This is a genomic window from Methylobacterium sp. B4 (assembly GCF_003201865.1).
Classification (GTDB): Bacteria; Pseudomonadota; Alphaproteobacteria; order Rhizobiales; family Beijerinckiaceae; genus Methylobacterium.
The window spans coordinates 121,364-141,216 of sequence record NZ_QJJJ01000001.1; the positions used below are offsets into that span (position 1 = coordinate 121,364).

Genomic DNA, 19,853 nt, shown 5'->3' on the forward strand with positions numbered 1-19,853 from the left:
ACAGTTCACTCCGAAACGAAAGCGGAGCAATAACCACCCAGGGGCGGCGGCGTTCCGCCGCGGCCCATGGTTCAGGCGCCGGGCTCGGCCGCGCGGCGCACGAGCACCTCCGCCAAGGTGTGGTAGAGGCCGCCGCGGCAGACGGCCTTCGAGACCGCGTCCGCGATCAGCGCGGCCAGCATCAGCGGAATCATCATGGCGTGGTCCTGAGTCATCTCGGTGACGATGACGAAGGAGGTGAGCGGCGCCTGGAGCACCCCGGCGAGATAGGCCACCATGCCGATCAGCACGAGCGCGCCGACCGGAACGTGGGGCAGCAACAGGCTCGCCTCCGCCCCGAGGCCGGCGCCGACGGCGAGCGAGGGGGCGAACAGGCCGCCGGGGATGCCGCTGATCGAGGAGAGCACCGTGGCGAGGAATTTCAGCGGAGCGAAGTCCCAGCGCGGCGCCTCCGCGCCGTGGAGGATCGCCCGGGCCTCCTCGTAGCCGGTCCCGTAGACGGTGCCGCTGGAGGCGAGCCCGCACAGGGCGAGACCGAGGCCGCACAGCGCGGCGAAGAGGACGGCGTGACGGCCGACGAGGCGGCCCGCCCGGCCCGGCAGCCCCCGCGCGAAGACGATGACGATGCGGCTGAACAGCCCACCCGCGAGGCCTCCGGCGAGGCCGAGCACCGGCACCGCCAGCCAACCGGCGGTGAGGGTCAGCCGGGCATCGGTGGTGCCGAAATAGCTGTAGTCGCCGAGGATCGCGAGCGAGGTCAGGCCGGCCGCGACGATGGCGGCGACGATGAGCGCGCTTCCCCGGCTGTCATAGGCCCGCCCCAGCTCCTCGATGCCGAACACGATGCCGGCCAGCGGCGTGTTGAAGGCGGCGGCGACGCCGGCCGCGCCGCCCGCGAGCAGCAGGCCCCGCATCCGCTCGGGGCTGAGGCGGCCGAAGGCGGCCATGATCGCCGCGCCGACCTGCACGGTCGGGCCCTCGCGCCCGATCGAGGCCCCGCAGAGCAGGCCGAGGCACATCACGACGATCTTGCCCGCCGCGACCTTCAGGGAGATCAGGGCGTGCCGCGCCCCCGGATCGTCGAGGGCGCGGGCCGCGATGACCTGCGGGATGCCCGAGCCCTGCGCGTTCGGGAAGACGGTCCGGGCGAGCCATGCCGCCAGCGCGAACCCGGCCGGGCAGAGCAGCAGCGCCAGGGCCGGTGAGACGTGAAGCGCGTGGCGAAAGCCCTCCTGCGCCGCATCCGCCGCCTTGGCCATGAGGACCGCCGCCAAGCCGACGCAGACGCCGCCCGCCAGGAACAGGGTCCGTCGGCGCCAGGTGGTCCAGGCATCGGCGGAGGCGCCGCGCAGCCGGCGCAGGGCGGGTCTCGGGTCCGAGGGACGAAGCGGCATGGAGTCGGTGAGCTCGTGCGGACCGGGTGAGCGCATCCTGCCGGTCCGGCTCGGCAAGAGCCATGCCTGGGCGGGCGATGTCCCCGCGCCATTCGCCCTTCCCATGCCCGCTCCTGGCCGCACTGCAACAAATGGTCCCGGTTGCGAGACCATGGCGGATCTGCGCGTTTAGAAGGCTCCACGGCAACGCCGCCGGCCGGCCGCCTTCGGGCCTTCCGGAGGCGTTGCGACCGAGTGATGTCGATCCGGCGGATCGAGCGGGGAGACGGCATGGGGCGGCTGAGCACGGTTCCCGCGAGCGCGGTGGTTCTCGGCATCGCGGGGCTGATCCCGTTCGTGGGCTTCGCCGCCCTGTCGGTCAGCGGGTCCGATGGCGGGCTCGGCACGATCGGCCTGTCGCCCCGCACCATCCTCTCGGCCTACGGCGCGGTGATCGCCTCCTTCCTCGGCGGGATTCGCTGGGGGGCGGCGGCGGCACGGGAGGCGGGCTGGCGCGATTACGGGCTCGCGATCGTGCCCTCGCTGCTGGCCTGGGCGGCGCTCGCCGCCCCGCCGCCCTGGGATCTCTGGATCCTCGGCGCGCTCGTGCTGCTGTGGGGCATCGTCGATCAGGACCTTCCCCGCCGCGGCATGGTCCCGGTCTGGATGGGCCGGCTGCGGCTGGCCTTGTCGGGGATCGCCGGCCTCGCCCTGCTGGTCGCGGCGTAGCGGCGTCCCGCTCACGTCCGGCGGGCGATGACTTCCATGCAGGCGCGGTAGCGCTCGCTGACCCCGTACTCGCAAGGTTCGAAGCCGGTTTCCCGCAGGAGGTCGTAGAGGCGCCTGCGGCCGAAGTTGTGATAGTGCTCGATCTCTCCGTGATAGGGATTGGCCGCCATTCCGCGCCAGACGAAGGCGTCGGCGTTCGGCATCGAGACCAGCAGGGCGCCGCCCCGGCGCAGCAGACGCCGCGCCGCGGTCAGACCCGTGTTGGGGAACGGCATGTGCTCCAGCACGTCGGCGAGGCTGAGGACGTCGAACGGTTCGCTCGTCTCGAAATCTTCCATGAGCCTGCAATGGGCTTCGAAGCCGAGGCGTCTCAGCGTCGCCACCTCCTGCTCGCGCAGGTCGAGCCCCACGGCCTCGTAGCCGAACTCGTCGGCGGTAAGGACCAGGGCGGCGTTTCCGAACCCGACATCGAGCCAGCACCCCTCGCCGACATGGCGGGCGACCCGTTGAACCATCCGCGCGGCGATCCAGCGCGCCTGCTCGTAGCCCTCGCCGACTTGCTGGCCGGCATTCGATTCGCTGAAGATCAGCGCCAGGGCCGCGTCGTCGAAGTAGCCCTCGGCGAATTCGCGGCCGCAGACCGTGCATGCCATCCAGATCAGCTCGGCGGGCAACCCCGGCTTGTAGCGCGGATGCGCTGCGACGCTCGCGGCCCTGACCGGCTGAAACGCGGTGGACTCGCAGAGCGGACAGCCGGAATACTTCGTCCGCGAATGCTGAAGCATGTCCAACTGCCTCTCGACTGAAATGTCGTTCTGAAAAAAGTCACGTCGCCGAAGTCGGGCCGCCCGGAAGCGGGCGCCCGTCGTCCCACGCATCATACCGGAGATTGCACCCGGACGGATGCGTGGGGCGGCGTCGACGGCGATTTCTCGACGGTCCGGCTGTGCGTTCTGGGACGGTGCCGGTCGCAGCGCCCGCGGACGCGCCCGACGGGGTCAGTCCTTGCCCAGCATCGTCCGGCCGATGGCGAAGACGCGACCGTCGCCGAGCAGGTAGGCGGTGAAGCCCTTCGGAAAGAGCGGCTCGAAGGCGGCGTCCCGCACGTTAAGGCCGCCGGTATAGGCGCCGAAGGCCGGCATCACGAGGCGGCGGCCGTCACTCACGAAGCAGCGGCGGCGCACGGAGCGGCCGCGCATGCTGACCTTGCCGCACGGGTGCAGGTGGCCGGCGATCTCGCCTTCGCCGGCGCCCGCCAGGGGCTCGTGGCGCAGGGTGAGGCCGCCGAGGTCAAGCGTCTCGCAGTAGCGGCCGCCGACGCCCTCGCTCACCGCCGCGTCGTGGTTGCCGGCGATCCAGACCCAGTCGCGCCCCTCCTGCAACGCGGCGATCATGGCCCGGTCGCCGGGCTCCATGCGCTCGGGGCCGCGGGCATCGTGGAAGGAATCGCCCAGCGCGACCACGCGGGCCGGGTCGAGCCGCTGGATCACCTCGTGCAGAAGGCTCAGCGTCTCGCGGGTGTCGTAGGGCGGCAGGAACTGGCCGGAGCGGGCGGCAAAGGACGAACCCTTTTCCAAGTGGAGGTCCGACACCACCAGGGTGTGGTGCTCGGGCAGCCAGAGCGCGCCGCTGCGGTCGAGGCTCAGGGCCTCTCCGGCGAGCGCAAGGTCGGTGCCCTTCACGGTCTTCTCGAGTCTCTGGCCGAGTGCCAAGGTCGCATCCTCAAAACATCGCGGAGGAGGCGGCACGCCGCGTCAGCCGAGCGCCTCAAGCTAAGGCTTCTTGCAGCAGCTCGGCTTCGGCCTCGGCCAGGATCTCGTCGGCCCCCTCCCCGTAGACCCGCTCGCGCCCGATTTCGAGCATGACGGACACGGAGAGCGGCGAGACGCGGTCGAGCGCCCTGTGGGTGATTCGCCCCCGGATGCGCTTCAGCATCATGCCGAGGCGGGTCACGTCGAGGAGTCCGGTTGCCGCATCCTGGCGCGCGGCGCGCAGGAGCAGGTGGTCCGGCTGGTGGCGGCGCAGCACGTCGTAGATCAGGTCGGTCGAGATCGTGACCTGCCGGCCGGTCTTCTTATGGCCGGGAAAGCGCCGCTCGATCAGCCCGGCGATGACCGCGCATTGGCGGAAGGTGCGCTTCATCATCGCCGACTCGTCGAGCCACGCTTCGAGATCGTCGCCGAGCATGTCCTCGTCGAACAGCGCCTCCATGAAGCCGGGCGAGAGCGCGGCGCGCTCGCTGACATCCCGCGTGCACCAGATGGCGATGCCGTAATCGTTGGCGGCGAATCCCAGGGGGCGCATGCCGGCACGCTCCAGGCGCCGGGTCAGCAGCATCCCGAGCGTCTGGTGGGCAAGCCGCCCCTCGAAGGGGAATGCCGTCAGGTAATGGCGCCCCGCGCGCGGAAACGTCTCGACCAGGAGGTCGCGTTCGCCGGGCAGCGCCGAGTGCCGGCGCTGCTGGGCGAGGTAGTCCGAGAGCTGGCGCGGCAGCCGGTCCCACTCGAACGGGTCGGCGATGATCGCCCGCACCCGCGCGGCGAGGAAGGTCGAGAGCGGGAACTTCGAGCCGGCGTAGGAGGGAATGGCCGGATCGGTGCCGGGGCCGGCCCGCGTGACGAGGCATTCGTCCTCGGAGAGCCCTTCGAAGCGCAGCACCTCACCCGCGAACAGGAAGGTGTCGCCGGTCGTCAGCGTCTCGGCGAAATCCTCCTCGATCTCGCCGAGGGTGCGGCCGCCTTTGGGGAGCACGGTGCCGGGCTTGGCGCGCAGGCTGCGGGCCATGCGCACCTTGATATGCGTGGATTCGACGATGGTGCCGATGTTCATGCGGTATTGCTGCGCCACCCGGGCGTCGCGCACCCGCCACCTGCCGTCGGGCCCACGCAGGATCTTGGCGAAGCGCTCGTAGGCGCGGAGCGCATAGCCGCCGGTGGCGACGTAATCGACCACCGCCTCGAAATCTTCCCAGGACAGGCTCGCGTAGGGCGCGGCCGAGATGATCTCCTCGTAGAGTTCGAGCGGATCGAAGGCGTCGGCGCAGGCCATGCCGAGCACGTGCTGGGCGAGCACGTCGGGCGCGCCGAGGCGGGCGTCGGGCGTGTCCTGCGCGGCCTCCTCCACCGCGTCGAGGGCGGCGCGGCATTCCAGCATCTCGAAGCGGTTGCCGGGCACGAGATAGGCCTTGGACGGCTCGTCCATGCGGTGGTTGGCCCGGCCGATCCGCTGCATGATCCGGCTCGCGCCCTTCGGCGCGCCGAGATTGACGACGAGATCGACGTCGCCCCAGTCGATGCCGAGATCGAGCGTGGCGGTGCAGACGATGGCGCGGAGTTGCCCCGCCGCCATCGCCGCCTCGACTCGGCGGCGCTGCGTGGCGTCGAGCGAGCCGTGGTGCAGAGCGATGGGCAGGGTGTCGTCGTTGATGCGCCAAAGCTCCTGGAAGGTGTACTCCGCCTGGAGCCGGGTGTTGACGAAGACGAGCACCATGCGGTGCCCGCGGATCAGGTCGTAGATCGCCGGCATGGCGTGCCGGGCGGTGTGGCCGGAGAGCGGAAGCGTGCGCCCGATCTCGAGCATGTGCAGGTCGGGCTTGGCCCCGCCCCTCACCACGACGAGTTCGGCCATGGGCGCGACGTCGATCCCTTTGCCCTTCGCGGGAGCGAGCGGCTGAGGGGCCGGCTCCGCATCGTCCGGAAGCGGCTCTCCTCTCTCCGGACCCTTGCTCACGCGAGGGCTACCCTCCCCCGCAGAGGGGGGAGGGTTTTGTGACACGAGGTATTTTCGCAATTCGTCCGGCTCGCGCACCGTGGCCGAGAGACCGATGGCGCGGGCCTCCGGCGCCAGCCGCCGCAGCCGGGCGAGCGCGAGCGAGAGGAGATCGCCGCGCTTCGAGGTGACGAGCGCGTGCAGCTCATCCAGCACGATCGTCTTCAGCCCGGCGAAGAACGTCTCCGCCTCGCGGTGGGCGAGCAGCAGCGACAGCTGCTCGGGCGTGGTGAGCAGGATGTCCGGCGGGCGCTGGATCTGGCGGGCGCGCTTGTGCGCCGGGGTGTCGCCGGTGCGGGTCTCGACTGTCACCGGCAGAGCCATGCCGGCGACCGGCGCATCGAGATTGCGGGCGATGTCGACCGCGAGCGCCTTGAGCGGCGAGACGTAGAGGGTGTGAAGCCCCTTCGCCCTGCCTTTCCCACCGCCCGTCCGCTCGCTCAGCTCGACCAGGCTCGGCAGGAAGCCCGCCAACGTCTTGCCCGCCCCCGTGGGGGCGACGAGCAGCGCCGAGCGCCCGGCCCGTACGGTCGCGAGCAGTTCGAGCTGGTGCGGGCGGGGCGACCAGCCGCGCTCGGCGAACCACGCGGAGAAAGCCGGCGGGAGGTCTGGGGGCGGTGGCACCGGGATTAGCTAGGGCTTCGGCCGCCCGGCGTCACCGCGTCACGCCAGCGCCATCAGGAAGCGGTCGATCAGCTCCAGGGCCCGCTCGGTCAGTGCGCTGGGGTAGCGCACGAAGACGTGGCAGCCGCCCGCATAGACCGCGGTGTGGCCGCCGTTGTTGGCCGCCGCCCAGCGGGCCGACATGTAGAGCGTATCGTCGAGCAGCGGATCGGCGGTGCCGACGGTGAAGAGCGCGGGCGGCAGGCCCTTCAGGTCGGCGTAGAGCGGCGAGACGTCGGGGCGGCGCCGGTCGATGCCCTCGCGCACGTAGCCGTCGGCGAAGCGCTTGAGGTCGGTGGTGTTGATGACGAGGCGTTCCTCGCCCCACAGCCGCACGCTCGGCGTCAGGCCGAGATCGAAGAAACCGGCATTGAGGTTGGCGCCGCGGAAGGCGCGGGGAAGGCCGTGCCGGTCGCGCAGGCGCAGGAGCGTCATCACCGCGAGATGGGCGCCGACCGACTCGCCGCCGATGGTCAGCGCATGCACCCCGAGTTCCGCCTTGCCGGGGCCGGCGAGCCAGAGGGCGGCCGCCTCGCAATCCTCCAGCGCCGCCGGGTAGGGATGCTCCGGCGCCAGCCGGTACTCGACCGAGAGGCAGACGAAGTTGCAGGCGTCGGCGATGCGTTCCAGCCAGGGGTCCTGCTCGTCGGCCGCGCCCCAGACCCAGCCGCCGCGGTGGATGTGCAGGTAGGCGCCCCGCGGCTTGCCGTTGGGCCGGATCACGCGCAGCGCCAGCGGGCCGCCGGGACCCTCGATCACGAGCGTCTCGGCGCGGATGCTGCGCGGCATGGCCGGCGAGGCCTTCGTGCCCGCCCGGCGGCGCGCCCGCACCTCCTCGATCGGCAGCGTCCAGGGGTCGGCCTGCGCGGCGTGGGCGGCCACGATCTCCGCGTTGAGCGCTTTCGTCTCGGCATCGATCGTCGCCGGGTCGAACAGAGCGTGATCGATCATGGCCCTTCTCAGGTCGCGTGCGGTGAATGAAGGATGGTGAGGCGGAGCCCGTTGCAGCCCGCCATCTTGAGTGGAACGCCCGGGGATGCCATCTGGCTGCCATCCCGAACGGGTCGAATGCCGCCGATCGCGGGCGGTTTCGCACGAGTGTGGCCGGCAGGCAACGCCGTTGCGGTGCGGCCACGACGTCTTGAGCGCTCGGCCGGAATTGGCGAGGACACCGACGAAGATGATCGGCGATCACGACAGGCAACGCCGCGCCGCGCCCGACCACGGCGCCTATCCGGTCGAGCCGCGCTACGGCGAGCGCCGGCCCCGCTCCGGACTCAACCGCTTCCTCGGCGGCTCGCCGATGGCAGTGTTGGTGAAGCTCCTCTTCCTCTCCGTGCTCGTCGGGGCGGTGATGGCGATGTTCGGCCTCACGCCGGGCCTGCTGTTCTGGCAGTTCTACGATCTGACCCGCTCGCTGATTGACCTCGGGCTCGACACCTTCCACGATTTCGGCCGCTGGATCCTCGCCGGCGCGGCGGTGGTCGTGCCGATCTGGTTCATCGCCCGCCTGCTCACCGTCTCCCGCGACCGTTGAGGCGAAGCCGGGCCGGTGCCCGACGGAGGTGAGGCGCGACAAAGCGGCAGCTTAGAACCGTTCCCGATTGCCCCATCCTCGGGAACGGTTCTAAGACGATCCAAGAAAGAAGAAACCGCACCGAGGCGTGTCGTGCAGACCAACTTCGCTCCCGCGCAGCTCGCCGATCCCGCCATGGCGGCATCCGAGAAGATCCTGCGCACCTGCGTGCATTGCGGCTTCTGCACCGCGACCTGCCCGACCTACCTCCTGCTCGGCGACGAACTCGATTCACCGCGCGGCCGCATCTACCTGATCAAGGACATGCTGGAGGGCGGCAAGCCGGCCAGCCGCGAGGTGGTCAAGCACGTCGACCGCTGTCTCTCCTGCCTGTCCTGCATGACGACCTGCCCCTCGGGCGTGCACTACATGCACCTCGTCGATCACGCCCGCACCCATATCGAGAAGACCTACGAGCGGCCCCTCTCCGACCGGCTGCTGCGCGCGGTGCTGGCCCTCGTCCTGCCCTATCCGAACCGCTTCCGGCTGGCGCTGCTCGCGGCCAAGCTCGGCGCACCGTTCCGTCCGCTGGTCGCGCGGTTGCCGCGCGTCGGCAACCGACTCGCGGCGATGCTCGACCTCGCCCCCGCCCAGCTGCCGAACCGCAACCGCACCGACCGGCCCGGCACCTTCCCCGCCGACACCTCGGCGCAGGAAATTAGCGACCTGTTCCAGACCGGCGACGACGCCGCGCCGGCAAGAAAGCGCGGCCGGGTCGCGCTGCTGCGCGGCTGCGCCCAGAGCGTGCTGCGGCCGGATTTCAACGAGGCGGCGATCCGCCTGCTCAACCGTCACGGGGTCGAGGTGGTCCTGCCCAAGGGCGAGGGCTGCTGCGGCGCACTGACCCACCACATGGGCAAGGAAGAGAACGCCCACGGCCACGCCAAGCGCACGATCGACGCCTGGATCGCCGAGATGGACGGGCCGGGCCTCGACGCCATCGTCGTCACCGCCTCGGGCTGCGGCACGACGATCAAGGATTACGGTTTCATGTTCCGCGACGACCCGGCCTATGCCGAGAAGGCGGCGCGTGTCTCGGGCATCGCGCGGGACGTGACGGAGTACATGGCCGAGATCGGCCTGCTGCCGCCGGTGGAGGACACCGACCTCGTGGTCGCCTACCACTCCGCCTGCTCGATGCAGCACGGGCAGGCCATCCGCACCGAGCCCAAGAACCTCCTCAAGAAGGCCGGCTTCACGGTGAAGGATGTGCCCGAAGGTCACATCTGCTGCGGCTCGGCCGGAACCTACAACATCCTCCAGCCGGAGATCGCCGCCCGCCTGCGCGACCGCAAGGTGGCCAATATCGAGCGCGTGCGGCCCGACCTCATCGCCACCGGCAATATCGGCTGTGCCACCCAGATTGGGAAGGGAACCGACATCCCGATCGTGCATACGGTCGAGCTGCTGGATTGGGCGACCGGCGGCCCGCGGCCGGAGGCTTTGGCGAGCCTGCCGGCCAAAGCCGGCCCTGTCCCGGCACACGTTTAAGGTCAAGCTCGTTCTCGCCGCCATGCACAATTGTGTTGCGGCCCTTCCTTGACCTCGCTGCAGGTGCGAATTAGGCCCGCAACCAGCGTCGGCCCGAGATCGTTTGCAGCTTCATGACAGAGAACCCCGCAGATCAGCCCGTCGTCCTCTTGGTCGAAGATGACGGTCTGCTGCTGATGGAAGCGTCCGATACCCTGGCCGAGGCCGGGTTCAACGTCCTCGAAGCGCACCACGCCGACAAGGCGCTCACGGTGCTGGAAGGCCGCCCCGATGTCGGGGTGCTGATGACCGACGTCGACATGCCCATGGGCTCGATGGACGGCTTCGCCCTGGCCCGGCTCGTCGCCCATCGCTGGCCCGAAATCCCGGTGCTGATCGTCTCGGGCATGGGCACGCCCGGCCCCGGCGACATGCCGGAGGGCGCCCGCTTCATTCCCAAGCCCTACGCGCCGACCATGCTGGTGCGCACCCTGAAAGCCTGCCTCAAGCGCGCCGCCTGAGTTTCCTCTTCAGACCCTCAGCGCATGGCGGTCGTGCCTGCGAAAGGAACGGATCGCGGGTTTCGCCGCCGCCCGTTTCGCGGCAGAAGGCGGTGAAGGACGCGTCCCGCGACGCGCGAGCCCAGACCGATCAGTTCAGGTCCTGCCATGACCGCCGACCCCAAGCCCTATCGCCTCGCCACCCAGGCGGTCCATGCGGGCGCCGCGCCCGACCCCGCCACCGGCGCGCGGGCGCAGCCGATCTACTTCACCAACGGCTTCGTCTTCGATTCGACGGAGCAGGCGGCCGACATCTTCGCGATGCGCAAGACCGGCTTTTCCTACTCGCGCGGCTCGAACCCGACGGTCGCCGCGCTGGAGCGCCGGATCGCCGCGCTGGAGGGCGCCAAGGCGGCGGTGGCGGTCTCCTCCGGTCAGTCGGCGGTGCTGCTGGTGATGATGACGCTGATGCAGACGGGCGACGCCTACGTCGCCTCGCCGCGCCTGTTCGGCGGCTCGCTCGGCCTGATGCGCCGGCTCGAAGGCCGCTACGACCTCACCCCGCAATTCGCCGCCGACCTGACGCCGGAAGCCTTCGAGGCGGCCATCACGCCGCAGACCAAGGCGATCATCTGCGAGTCGATCGTCAACCCCTGCGCCACCGTGATGGACCTGGAGGGCATCTCCGCGGTCGCCAAGCGCCACGGCCTGCCGCTCGTCATCGACAACACGCTTGCCTCGCCCGCCCTGATCCGGCCGATCGAGTACGGCGCCGACATCGTCGTGCACTCGACCTCGAAGTTCCTGGGCGGCTCGGGCCAAGTGATCGGCGGCATGATCTGCGATGCCGGCACCTTCGACTGGAAGAGCCGCGGCTCGCGCTACAATCTCATCAACGATCCCTGGCCGGACTATGACGGCCTGATCGTCAGCGAGCGTTTTCCCGAGATCAGCTTCGCGGTGGCCTGCCGCCTGTTCGGCCTGCGCGACCTCGGCCCCGGCCTCTCGCCGATGAACGCCTTCCTCACCCTCACCGGCATCGAGACCCTGCCCCTGCGCATGGCGCGCCACTGTGCCAACGCCAAGGCGGTCGCCGCCTTCCTGAAGGACCACCCGGCGGTGGCGTGGGTGAGCTATCCGGCCCTGCCCGGCCAGAAGGGCGAGGCGCTGGCCCGTCGCTACGTGCCGCAGGGGCCGGGCTCGATCTTCACCTTCGCGCTCAAGGGCGGCGAGCCGGCCGCACTTCAGTTCATCACGAACCTGGAGCTGATCTCCCACCTCGTGAACATCGGCGAGATCAAGTCGCTGGCGATCCACCCGGCCACCACGACCCACCGCCAACTCCGCCCCGAGGACCGTGCGGCGGCCTGCGTCGGCCCCGAGACGGTGCGTCTCTCGATCGGCTTGGAGGATCCCGAGGATCTGATCGCCGACATCGAGCAGGCGCTGGCCAAGATCGGCTGAGGCCGATGCGGCGGCGGCACTGGGCTCTCTTCGTCGGCGCCGTCCTCCTCGTCGGCGTCGGCACGCTGGCCCTGGTCGATTTCCTCCAGATCGGCCGCACCGAGCCGCCGCTGCGTCCCGAGGCCGAGCGGGCCGACCGCATCCTCGTGGAGAAAGCGGCCCGCCGCCTCACCCTGCTGCGCGAGGGGCGCGTGCTCGCGACCTATCCGATCTCGCTCGGCTTCGCGCCCGAGGGCCACAAGGCCCGCGAAGGCGACGGGCGCACGCCCGAGGGCCGCTACGCCATCGCCTTCCGCAACTCGCGCAGCGTCGCGCATCTCTCGCTCAAGGTGTCCTACCCCTCCCCCGCCGACGAGGCGGCGGCGCGGGCCGGCGGTTACCCGCCCGGCGGCGACATCATGATCCACGGCCTGATGAACGGCTTCTCGTGGTTCGGCCGCCTGCACCGGCTGATGGACTGGACGCAGGGCTGCGTCGGCGTCACCAACGCCGAGATGCGGGAGATCTACGCCCGCGTGGATCTCGGCACGCCCATCGAGATCACACCCTGAAGGCTTCGTCGCGGCCGCTCGGTGGACGGAATGCCGCGGCGGTTTCCGCTCCCTTCGAGGTCTCTCGAGAGGAAGGTGGACGGCACATCCGCATCGGCCTGACGAGGCTCGAAAAAATCGCATTCGAGACGACGCGATGTCGCATCGAAGCACAGTCGAAGACGAGAAAAACACGCCGGAACGCAGAGACAGGTACAGGGTTGTTGGGTCAGCGATCACGATCGATCGTCGGACAAGTCAAAGGATCTTCTAATGACTCAGCCGAACCAGCACACGAAGAGCAACAACTCGCGCAATGCTGATCAAGATGGATCGAAGAACTCTGGGCAGGCGCATAAGGGCTCGGTCCAGCACTCGGACGACGGCCGCTTGAAGGAGAACCGCGATCAGGGCGTCCACCGCGGCGACAAGGAGTGATCCGGCCGCAATCGGTCCTGAACCGGTTTCCGGGATCGTGAGGAAGAGGTCGCCTTCGGGCGACCTCTTTCCATATCCGCTCCCATACGCACCCGACCTCACCGCGACGGGAGACTGCCATGCGCGCCTACGAGATGTCCGCAGCCGATGGCCTCGACAGCTGGAGAAGCGCCGAGCGGCCGACGCCCGAGCTGGGTCGCGGGCAGGTGCTGGTGCGGCTGCGCGCCGCCTCCCTGAACTACCGCGACCTGCTGATCTGCGAGGGACGCTATCCCTTCGCGATCAATCTCGATCGGATGATCCCGGTCTCCGACGGGGCGGGCGAAGTCGTGGCGCTCGGCGAGGGCGTCCGCCGCTTCCGGGGCGGCGAGCGCGTCGCCGGAATCTTCTCGCAGAGCTGGCTCGGCGGCGCTCAGGTCGCCGACATGTGGCAGACGGCGCTCGGCGGCGCCGTCGACGGCGTGCTGGCCGAGTACCGGGTCTTCGACGAGGACGGGCTCGTGACGCTGCCCGGGAGCCTGAGCTTCGAGGAGGGGGCGACCTTGCCCTGCGCGGCGGTGACGGCCTGGAACGCGCTCTACGGCCTCAAGCCCCTGCGGGCCGGCGAGACGGTGCTGACGCTGGGCACCGGCGGCGTCTCGATCTTCGCGATCCAACTCGCCCGGGCGGCGGGCGCGCGAGTCATCGCCACGTCGTCGAGCGACGCCAAGCTGGAGCGGGCGAAGGCGCTCGGGGCGCACGACACGATCAATTACCGCAACCATCCCGACTGGCAGCACGAGGTGCGCCGTCTGACGGACGATGCGGGCGTCGATCACGTGGTCGAGGTCGGCGGCACGGGCACCCTGCCCCGCTCCATCGCCTCGACTCGTCCCGGCGGCCATATCGGCCTGATCGGACTGCTCGCACAGGGCGAAGCGATCGACCCGCTGGCGATCCTCGGCGCGAGTTGCATCGTGCGCGGCGTCGCCGTGGGCTCGCGGGAGATGTTCGAGGATATGAACCGCTCGATCGCCCTGCACCGGATCGAGCCGGTGATCGACCGGGTCTACGCCTTCGACGAGGCGCCCGCCGCCCTCGCCGACTTGGCCAAGGCGACGCATGTCGGCAAGATCGTGATCCGGATCGATTGACGGGCCGGACGGTCGAAGGGGCAGAGGATGCGCTGGGTCGCGGGGTGGACACTTCTTCCGGCGCTGCTCCTGCCGGCGGCGGCGATCGCTCAGGACGTCACGACGGTGCGAACCGAGTCCTTCCCCCGGCCGCCCTATTCCGGTGCGACCTACTATGTCTACGAGCGGGCGGGCCGGACGATCTGCACCAAGCTTTCGGTCTGCAACAAGTTCGACCAGTGCGAGACGCGCTACGTCGAAGGCGCCTTCCGCGCGCCCGAGGACACCGCGACCGGCGAGCCCTACGGCACGACGCCGGCGGTGCCGATCGCGCCGGGCTCGCTCGCCAAGCATGTCTGCCTCACGCGCTTCGGGCTCGTGCGGCGGTAGCGCGCCCTTCGCCTCGACCCTGACGGAAGACGCTCGGCCCGATGCCGGGTGCGGTCCTACGCCTCGTCCGCCTTCCCGCGGCGGTTCAGCGCCCGCAAGGCTCCGCGGAAGGTGCGCACGTCCTGCTCCGTCATCGCCATGCGATGGAGCATGTCGCGCATGTTGCGGGCGATGATCTCGCGCTTCTCCGGCGGATAGAAGCCGGCTCCGGCCAGGGTCGCCTCCAGGCTCGCGAACAGAGAGAGCAGCGCCTCGCGGGTCGCGGGCGGTGAGAGCATCTCGCCCGCGAAACGCAGCGTCGCGAGGCCGGCGGCGCGGCGCCAGGCGTAGCCCATCAGCAGCACGGCCTGGGCGAGGTTGAGCGAGGGAAACTCGTCCGTGACCGGGAAGGTGACGATGGCGTCGGCCAGCGACACCTCGTCGTTGCTCAAGCCCACCCGCTCGCGCCCGAACATCAGCCCGACCCGCTCGCCCCGCCCGATCCGCTCGGCGCTGCCCGCCATCGCGGCCTCGGGGTCCATCACCCGCTTCATCTGTCCGCGCTCGCGGGCCGTGGTGGCGAGCAGATACTGCAGGTCGGCGATCGCTTCCGGCACCGTGGCGTAGACCTTCGCCCCATCGAGTACGTGCGTGGCACCGGAGGCGGCCTCCCGCACGCCCTTCTTCGGCCAGCCGTTCTTCGGGGCCACGAGGCGCAGCTCGGAGAGCCCGAAATTCGCCATGGCGCGGGCGGTCATGCCGATGTTCTCGGCCAGCTGCGGCTCGACCAGGATGACGACGGGGGTGCTCATTTCTTCCGACACGCGACGCAAGGGAGCCGCGCCGCCAGCAAAGCCGGCGGCGCGGGTTTAGAAGTTCTCAGATCTTACCGTCGAGGCCCATCTGGTAGTATTTGTGGACGATCTTGTCCTGGTTCTCGAGGAGCCAATCGATCGAGGGCTCGTTGGTCATGGCCTTGCGGATCGCCTCGGTCATGCCCTTGCGCTGGATCTCGAACAGCGCCTTGTGATCGACGCTCTCGGCCTGGATCACGCCGGGGCTGAGCCAGACTGAGCAGATGATGCCCAGATCGTTGGCCTTTTCCTTGGGGATGTAGCCGGCGCGTACCGCGTCGAGCACGCCGTTGGCGATGGCGTACTGCACCGTGCCCATCAGGATCGACGTGTACTTGTTCTCGGTCACGCTGACCTTGGAGACGCAGAGCGTCACCGGGCGGACCATGATGTCGGTGTTGAGCAGCGCGAAGACGCGGCTGTGGCCGACGACCTGATCGCCGGTGAGGGTGGCCAGCGCGGTGCCGACCGGGCCGTCCAGCTCACCGATGATCACTTCCGGCTCGGAGGCGGTGTTGGGCGGGCCGCCCGCGACGAGGGCCTCGCCGGCACGCAGGATGATGCGGTCGCTCATGGTGTCTCCGTCCTCTTGCTCTTCGTTGATGCGCGGGTGGTCGCAGTGCCGCCCGCGTTTGTCCAGGCCGCTTAGCGCCGGGCCGGCGTGCACTCTTTCGCTGGAGCGACATTCGCTTTGGCCGAGCCTCTCAGAATGGGACCGGCTTCGCCCGCGCTTCCGTCCGTTTGGTCAGGCTCGGTAACAGAATCGCTTGTCCGAAACGGGCGGTCCGGCCCCGGCTTTGTCGCGTTGCTGCGCTGCGTTATAGGGGCGGCGACAAGGTTCCGGGAAGACGCGCGAAGGGCAATCGGCCGGCCGCGCGGCACCGGGCATGCGAGGGACCGACATGGCGAAGATCAAGGTGGCCAATCCGGTCGTCGAGCTCGACGGCGACGAGATGACCCGGATCATCTGGGCGGACATTAAGAACAAGCTCATCCACCCCTACCTCGATCTCGACCTGGACTATTACGACCTCGGCGTCGAGCACCGCGACGCGACCAACGACCAGGTGACGGTCGATGCGGCGGAGGCGATCAAGCGCCACGGCGTCGGCGTGAAATGCGCCACCATCACGCCGGATGAGGCCCGCGTCGAAGAGTTCAAGCTCAAGGAGATGTGGCGCTCGCCCAACGGCACGATCCGCAACATCCTCGGCGGCGTCATCTTCCGCGAGCCGATCATCTGCTCGAACGTCCCGCGCCTCGTGCCGGGCTGGACCCAGCCGTTCGTGATCGGCCGCCACGCCTACGGCGACCAGTACCGCGCCACCGATTTCAAGGTGCCGGGCAAGGGCCGTCTGACCATCAAGTTCGAGGGCGACGACGGCACCGTCATCGAGCGGGAGGTGTTCAAGTTCCCGGACGCCGGCGTCGCGATGTCGATGTACAATCTCGACCAGTCGATCATCGACTTTGCCCGGGCCTCGTTCAACTACGGTCTCGCTCGCAAGTACCCGGTCTATCTCTCGACCAAGAACACCATCCTCAAGGTCTATGACGGGCGCTTCAAGGACCTGTTCCAGAAGGTCTTCGACGAGGAGTTCAAGTCGAAGTTCCAGTCCCTCGGTCTCGTCTACGAGCACCGCCTGATCGACGACATGGTCGCCTCGTGCCTCAAGTGGTCGGGCGGCTATGTCTGGGCCTGCAAGAACTACGACGGCGACGTGCAGTCCGACACGGCGGCGCAGGGATTCGGCTCGCTCGGCCTGATGACCTCGGTGCTGATGACGCCGGACGGCCAGACCGTGGAGGCCGAGGCCGCCCACGGCACCGTGACGCGCCACTACCGCGAGCACCAGAAGGGCAAGGCGACCTCGACCAACTCGATCGCCTCGATCTTCGCCTGGACCCGCGGCCTCGCCCACCGGGCCAAGCTCGACGGCAACGCCGATCTCGCGAAGTTCGCCTCGACCCTGGAGAAGGTCTGCGTCGACACGGTCGAGTCCGGCCACATGACCAAGGACCTCGCCCTCCTCGTCGGCCCGGACCAGAAGTGGCTCACCACCGACGGCTTCCTCGACAAGGTCGACGAGAACCTGAAGGCGGCGATGGCCGGGTAAGGAGCAGGTCAGCCCCTGCGCGAATTGCCCGTCGCGGCGCTTCGCGCAGGGGCCGCACAATCTCGTCCGACCGGGCGCGAAACGGTCGGCTTCGATTCATCGCTGCGGGTTTCGTCCCCTCCCGTGATCGCGAGCGTCCGCGAAGCGACCCAAGGCACCGCGTTGCTCGGAACCGTCGCGCGCCGGATTCTCCTTCGGCCTCGCTCCCTTCGAAGGGTGAAACCGAAGCGATCGACCGGGGTCACTTGTTCGGAAACCGGCCGCCTGCGGTTGCCGCGCTGAGCGGGGTCGGGCCGGGCATCACATCGTTTCTCAACAGGATCAGCGCGACAATCGGGTCAAGTTGATCGTCGGGCAGGGTACCGGGCGCGTTCGGCGGCATATTCGCTCTGATCCAGTCCCGAAGTTCGGCGACCGGCTTGCCGGCCCAGGTCCGCCGGAACGCGGTGCCGACGAGGGCGGGACCGAGTGCGCCGGTCAGATCCGGACGGTGGCACTCCGCGCAGTGATCGTTGTAGACCGCCTGCCCGCTCTCCGCCTGCCGCTGAGTGAACGGACCGGCTGTCGATGGCACTGACGTCACCAGAAATGCCGACAGCATGACGATCGGGACGAGCGCGCCACGGCACGTAGTTCCGGTCGACGCGATCGCGCAGCACATGCCCGTCCCTCCGGCACGATGGGGAAAGGTTCGGGAACGACACCTGCGATCGCGAGCCCTGTCGGTGCGATTTGGACGGTTCCGGGACGAAAAAAGCAACGGAGATCAGTTCCGTGCGGGCGATGCCGATCAGCGCGTTCGACTTCGCGTCTATCCCACCTTCTTCGCCGCATTCCGCTTGCGCGTTTCGGCCGCCTTCTTCGCGGATGCGGAACGCTGCTCCTTCGTGCGGGAGGCCGACGCCGTGCCGCCACTACGGCCGCCCTTGTGCGCCGCTGGATGATCCGTCGCCTTTCCGCGGCCCGAGCCGCCGGGATGTTTGCCGCCGCCATCGTCCTTGTTGACGGTCGCCCAGGCGCGGGACTCCGCTTCCTTTTCCGGCACGCCGCGGGATTCGTAGGATTCCGCGATGTGCTCCGCCTTGCGGATCTGCTTGTCTGTGTATTTCGATTTGTCGCCGCGGGCCATGGGACCTCCGAGGGGAACCGGCGGCGCGTCGCGCTAGCCGCCTGCGCTGTCGAGCGCCGCCCGCACCCGCCGGATCAGCTCGGCGCGGCGGTACGGCTTGTTCAGGATATCGAACTCCGGACGCTCCAGTCCGGTTCGCTCCAGGCTCGCCTCGGCGTAGCCGGTGGTGAGCAGAACCTTGAGATCGGGATGGCGCCGCCGCGCCTCGCGGGCGAGCGACAGGCCGTCCATGCCGCCGGGCATGATCAGGTCGGAGAAGAGCAGATCGATCTCCGGGTGGTCGCCCAAGATCTCCAGGGCCTCGCGGCCGTGGCGGGCCATGAGGGTGACGTAGCCGTAATCGCGCAGGATCGCCCGGGCGAGTTCGGCCACGTCGGGGCGGTCGTCCACGATCAGGATCGTCTCGGTACCCGCCCGCTCCTCGGCGACGGCGGCCGGCGGGCTCTCCTCGCTCGCGGCCTCGTCGGTCGCCGGGAAGCACAGGCTGACCGTTGTGCCCTCCCCCACCACCGACTCGATCTGGACGGAGCCGCCCGACTGCTTGGCGAAACCGTAGACCATGGAGAGGCCGAGGCCGGTGCCCTTGCCCTCCTCCTTGGTGGTGAAGAACGGGTCCATCACCCGCGCCAGCACCTCGGACGGCATGCCGGCGCCCGTATCGGTGACGCGGACGCAGACGGAGCGGCCCGAGCGGCCGGCCTCCTCGTTGCGCGTGGCGATGGTGACGCGCCCGCCCTCGGGCATCGCGTCCCGGGCGTTGATGAGCACGTTGAGCAGCGCGACTTCGGCCTGGGTCGGATCGATCCGGCAGGTCTTGAGATCGGGGGCGAGATCGGTCTCGATCGTCACGGCCTCGCCCAGCGTGCGCCCGGCCAGCTCCTGCATCCCCGCGACGAGATCGTTGAGGTTGATGGTGCGGTCGTCGAGGCGCTGCTTGCGGGCGAAGGCGAGCAGTTGCTGCGTCAGCGTCGAGGCGCGCTCGGCCGCGTCGCGGATATTGCCGACGGCCCGGCTCATCCGCCCCTTGTCGGCGTCCGGCCGGTCCAGGTTGCTCGCGAGCGAGTCGGCGTAGCCGAGGATGACCTGGAGCAGGTTGTTGAAGTCGTGGGCGATGCCGCCCGTGAGCTGGCCGAGCGCCTCCATCTTCTGGGCCTGATGCAGCGCATCCTCCGCGATGCGGCGGCGGGTGATGTCGAGCTGCGAGCCGAAGAAATAGAGCAGCTTGCCGGCCGGGTCGAAGACCGGGCTCACGAAGAGCGCGTTCCAGAAGCTGGACCCGTCCTTGCGGTAATTCAGGATCTCGACGGCCACGTCCCGCCGCTGCCGAACGGCTTCCGCCACCTCGGCCCGGGTCGCGGGGTCGGTCTCGGGACCTTGCAGGAAGCGGCAGTTGCGGCCGACCACTTCCTCCCGCGCGTAGCCCGTCATGGTCAGGAAGGCCGGGTTCACGAAGACGATCGGATCGTCGTCCTGATGCGGATCGACCACGACCATCGGCATACGCGTCATCTCGACGGCGGCAAAGAAGATGCCGCTGCCGGCCTCGAATTCCCGGCCGGCGGCCGCCGCCTCGACGCTGCGATGGGTGCCGTGTGGGCGTTTCTCGGGGATGTCGTCGGTCATGCGAACCCGCGGCGTGGCGTTACGTCCGAACCGTCGGCACCCGCGCCGCGGCATCCTCGACACGAGGGACGAGCCACCCGTCGCGGAACGTCGATTCCGAAACGCGTGGCTCGGTCCTCGCTTTCGCATCGCCGTTTC

General features: G+C 69.4%; 20 protein-coding genes. 10 read left to right on the forward strand and 10 right to left on the reverse strand.

Going from position 1 to position 19,853, the window contains the following annotated elements:
* Window positions 1-71 precede the first annotated feature (71 nt).
* Window positions 72-1,394 (reverse strand): chloride channel protein, encoded by a 1,323-nt coding sequence (locus BY998_RS00585; RefSeq protein ID WP_110350225.1) that lies wholly within the window; start codon window positions 1,392-1,394, stop codon window positions 72-74.
* A 270-nt stretch (window positions 1,395-1,664) separates the two neighbouring features.
* On the opposite strand from BY998_RS00585, the gene BY998_RS00590 reads away from it, so the two are divergent.
* Complete coding sequence (locus BY998_RS00590) at window positions 1,665-2,102, forward strand: DUF3429 domain-containing protein (RefSeq protein WP_110350226.1); 438 nt, start codon at window positions 1,665-1,667, stop codon at window positions 2,100-2,102.
* 11 nt (window positions 2,103-2,113) lie between these two features.
* Here BY998_RS00590 and BY998_RS00595 read toward each other — a convergent pair whose 3' ends face one another.
* From BY998_RS00595 to BY998_RS00610, 4 genes are all read right to left on the reverse strand, one after another.
* Window positions 2,114-2,887, reverse strand: coding sequence for a class I SAM-dependent methyltransferase (locus BY998_RS00595; RefSeq protein ID WP_210205493.1), 774 nt, complete (start codon window positions 2,885-2,887; stop codon window positions 2,114-2,116).
* 213 nt (window positions 2,888-3,100) lie between these two features.
* Window positions 3,101-3,814, reverse strand: coding sequence for a ligase-associated DNA damage response endonuclease PdeM (gene pdeM, locus BY998_RS00600; protein ID WP_110349682.1), 714 nt, complete (start codon window positions 3,812-3,814; stop codon window positions 3,101-3,103).
* 55 nt (window positions 3,815-3,869) lie between these two features.
* Window positions 3,870-6,494 (reverse strand): ligase-associated DNA damage response DEXH box helicase, encoded by a 2,625-nt coding sequence (locus tag BY998_RS00605; RefSeq protein WP_110349683.1) that lies wholly within the window; start codon window positions 6,492-6,494, stop codon window positions 3,870-3,872.
* Window positions 6,495-6,533: 39 nt separating this feature from the next.
* On the reverse strand, window positions 6,534-7,484 hold the full coding sequence (locus BY998_RS00610) for an alpha/beta hydrolase (protein ID WP_110349684.1): 951 nt from the start codon (window positions 7,482-7,484) through the stop codon (window positions 6,534-6,536).
* Window positions 7,485-7,713: 229 nt separating this feature from the next.
* On the opposite strand from BY998_RS00610, the gene BY998_RS00615 reads away from it, so the two are divergent.
* The 8 genes from BY998_RS00615 (at window position 7,714) to BY998_RS00645 (ending at window position 14,013) form a co-directional block, all read left to right on the forward strand.
* Window positions 7,714-8,070 carry a DUF6460 domain-containing protein gene (locus tag BY998_RS00615; protein WP_110349685.1) on the forward strand — a complete coding sequence of 119 codons (357 nt, stop codon included), beginning with the start codon at window positions 7,714-7,716 and terminating at the stop codon, window positions 8,068-8,070.
* Between the two features lie 132 nt (window positions 8,071-8,202).
* A complete protein-coding gene (locus BY998_RS00620) occupies window positions 8,203-9,600 on the forward strand; it encodes a heterodisulfide reductase-related iron-sulfur binding cluster (protein WP_110349686.1) in 1,398 nt (465 codons plus the stop codon).
* A gap of 113 nt (window positions 9,601-9,713) precedes the next feature.
* Entirely contained in the window at window positions 9,714-10,100 is a 387-nt protein-coding gene (locus tag BY998_RS00625; RefSeq protein ID WP_110349687.1) for a response regulator, read from the forward strand.
* Window positions 10,101-10,247: 147 nt separating this feature from the next.
* The gene (locus tag BY998_RS00630; RefSeq protein WP_110349688.1) at window positions 10,248-11,543 is read left to right on the forward strand and encodes an aminotransferase class I/II-fold pyridoxal phosphate-dependent enzyme; all 1,296 of its coding nucleotides are present in this window, start codon (window positions 10,248-10,250) and stop codon (window positions 11,541-11,543) included.
* Between the two features lie 5 nt (window positions 11,544-11,548).
* Window positions 11,549-12,094, forward strand: coding sequence for a L,D-transpeptidase family protein (locus BY998_RS00635; protein WP_110349689.1), 546 nt, complete (start codon window positions 11,549-11,551; stop codon window positions 12,092-12,094).
* 252 nt (window positions 12,095-12,346) lie between these two features.
* Window positions 12,347-12,511, forward strand: a complete 165-nt coding sequence (locus BY998_RS24185) for a hypothetical protein (protein ID WP_181425398.1) — start codon at window positions 12,347-12,349, stop codon at window positions 12,509-12,511.
* Window positions 12,512-12,630: 119 nt separating this feature from the next.
* Window positions 12,631-13,644, forward strand: coding sequence for an NAD(P)-dependent alcohol dehydrogenase (locus BY998_RS00640; protein ID WP_110349690.1), 1,014 nt, complete (start codon window positions 12,631-12,633; stop codon window positions 13,642-13,644).
* A 27-nt stretch (window positions 13,645-13,671) separates the two neighbouring features.
* The gene (locus BY998_RS00645) at window positions 13,672-14,013 is read left to right on the forward strand and encodes a hypothetical protein (protein WP_110349691.1); all 342 of its coding nucleotides are present in this window, start codon (window positions 13,672-13,674) and stop codon (window positions 14,011-14,013) included.
* A gap of 56 nt (window positions 14,014-14,069) precedes the next feature.
* Here BY998_RS00645 and BY998_RS00650 read toward each other — a convergent pair whose 3' ends face one another.
* Together BY998_RS00650 and BY998_RS00655 are read right to left on the reverse strand one after the other, a co-directional pair.
* On the reverse strand, window positions 14,070-14,804 hold the full coding sequence (locus BY998_RS00650) for an RNA methyltransferase (RefSeq protein WP_110349692.1): 735 nt from the start codon (window positions 14,802-14,804) through the stop codon (window positions 14,070-14,072).
* A 67-nt stretch (window positions 14,805-14,871) separates the two neighbouring features.
* On the reverse strand, window positions 14,872-15,420 hold the full coding sequence (locus tag BY998_RS00655; protein WP_003597938.1) for a formaldehyde-activating enzyme: 549 nt from the start codon (window positions 15,418-15,420) through the stop codon (window positions 14,872-14,874).
* A 328-nt stretch (window positions 15,421-15,748) separates the two neighbouring features.
* On the opposite strand from BY998_RS00655, the gene BY998_RS00660 reads away from it, so the two are divergent.
* A complete protein-coding gene (locus BY998_RS00660) occupies window positions 15,749-16,963 on the forward strand; it encodes an NADP-dependent isocitrate dehydrogenase (RefSeq protein ID WP_110349693.1) in 1,215 nt (404 codons plus the stop codon).
* A gap of 241 nt (window positions 16,964-17,204) precedes the next feature.
* Here BY998_RS00660 and BY998_RS00665 read toward each other — a convergent pair whose 3' ends face one another.
* The 3 genes from BY998_RS00665 to BY998_RS00675 all read right to left on the reverse strand — a co-directional run bounded on the left by BY998_RS00665 (window position 17,205) and on the right by BY998_RS00675 (window position 19,715).
* Window positions 17,205-17,624, reverse strand: a complete 420-nt coding sequence (locus tag BY998_RS00665; RefSeq protein WP_110349694.1) for a cytochrome c — start codon at window positions 17,622-17,624, stop codon at window positions 17,205-17,207.
* A gap of 150 nt (window positions 17,625-17,774) precedes the next feature.
* Window positions 17,775-18,092, reverse strand: a complete 318-nt coding sequence (locus BY998_RS00670; protein WP_110349695.1) for a plasmid stabilization protein — start codon at window positions 18,090-18,092, stop codon at window positions 17,775-17,777.
* A 33-nt stretch (window positions 18,093-18,125) separates the two neighbouring features.
* A complete protein-coding gene (locus BY998_RS00675) occupies window positions 18,126-19,715 on the reverse strand; it encodes a histidine kinase famiy protein (protein WP_110349696.1) in 1,590 nt (529 codons plus the stop codon).
* Window positions 19,716-19,853 lie beyond the last annotated feature (138 nt).

Bases quoted from the DNA above. Each gene is read 5' to 3' on its own strand.
- BY998_RS00655 (WP_003597938.1), bottom strand. From the start codon at position 15,420: ATGAGCGACCGCATCATCCTGCGTGCCGGCGAGGCCCTCGTCGCGGGC.
- BY998_RS00660 (WP_110349693.1), top strand. From the start codon at position 15,749: ATGGCGAAGATCAAGGTGGCCAATCCGGTCGTCGAGCTCGACGGCGAC.
- BY998_RS00650 (WP_110349692.1), bottom strand. From the start codon at position 14,804: ATGAGCACCCCCGTCGTCATCCTGGTCGAGCCGCAGCTGGCCGAGAAC.
- BY998_RS00585 (WP_110350225.1), bottom strand. From the start codon at position 1,394: ATGCCGCTTCGTCCCTCGGACCCGAGACCCGCCCTGCGCCGGCTGCGC.
- BY998_RS00630 (WP_110349688.1), top strand. From the start codon at position 10,248: ATGACCGCCGACCCCAAGCCCTATCGCCTCGCCACCCAGGCGGTCCAT.
- BY998_RS00675 (WP_110349696.1), bottom strand. From the start codon at position 19,715: ATGACCGACGACATCCCCGAGAAACGCCCACACGGCACCCATCGCAGC.
- BY998_RS00595 (WP_210205493.1), bottom strand. From the start codon at position 2,887: ATGCTTCAGCATTCGCGGACGAAGTATTCCGGCTGTCCGCTCTGCGAG.
- BY998_RS00590 (WP_110350226.1), top strand. From the start codon at position 1,665: ATGGGGCGGCTGAGCACGGTTCCCGCGAGCGCGGTGGTTCTCGGCATC.
- BY998_RS00665 (WP_110349694.1), bottom strand. From the start codon at position 17,624: ATGTGCTGCGCGATCGCGTCGACCGGAACTACGTGCCGTGGCGCGCTC.
- BY998_RS00635 (WP_110349689.1), top strand. From the start codon at position 11,549: ATGCGGCGGCGGCACTGGGCTCTCTTCGTCGGCGCCGTCCTCCTCGTC.
- BY998_RS00615 (WP_110349685.1), top strand. From the start codon at position 7,714: ATGATCGGCGATCACGACAGGCAACGCCGCGCCGCGCCCGACCACGGC.
- BY998_RS00625 (WP_110349687.1), top strand. From the start codon at position 9,714: ATGACAGAGAACCCCGCAGATCAGCCCGTCGTCCTCTTGGTCGAAGAT.
- BY998_RS00645 (WP_110349691.1), top strand. From the start codon at position 13,672: ATGCGCTGGGTCGCGGGGTGGACACTTCTTCCGGCGCTGCTCCTGCCG.
- BY998_RS24185 (WP_181425398.1), top strand. From the start codon at position 12,347: ATGACTCAGCCGAACCAGCACACGAAGAGCAACAACTCGCGCAATGCT.
- BY998_RS00670 (WP_110349695.1), bottom strand. From the start codon at position 18,092: ATGGCCCGCGGCGACAAATCGAAATACACAGACAAGCAGATCCGCAAG.
- BY998_RS00640 (WP_110349690.1), top strand. From the start codon at position 12,631: ATGCGCGCCTACGAGATGTCCGCAGCCGATGGCCTCGACAGCTGGAGA.
- BY998_RS00610 (WP_110349684.1), bottom strand. From the start codon at position 7,484: ATGATCGATCACGCTCTGTTCGACCCGGCGACGATCGATGCCGAGACG.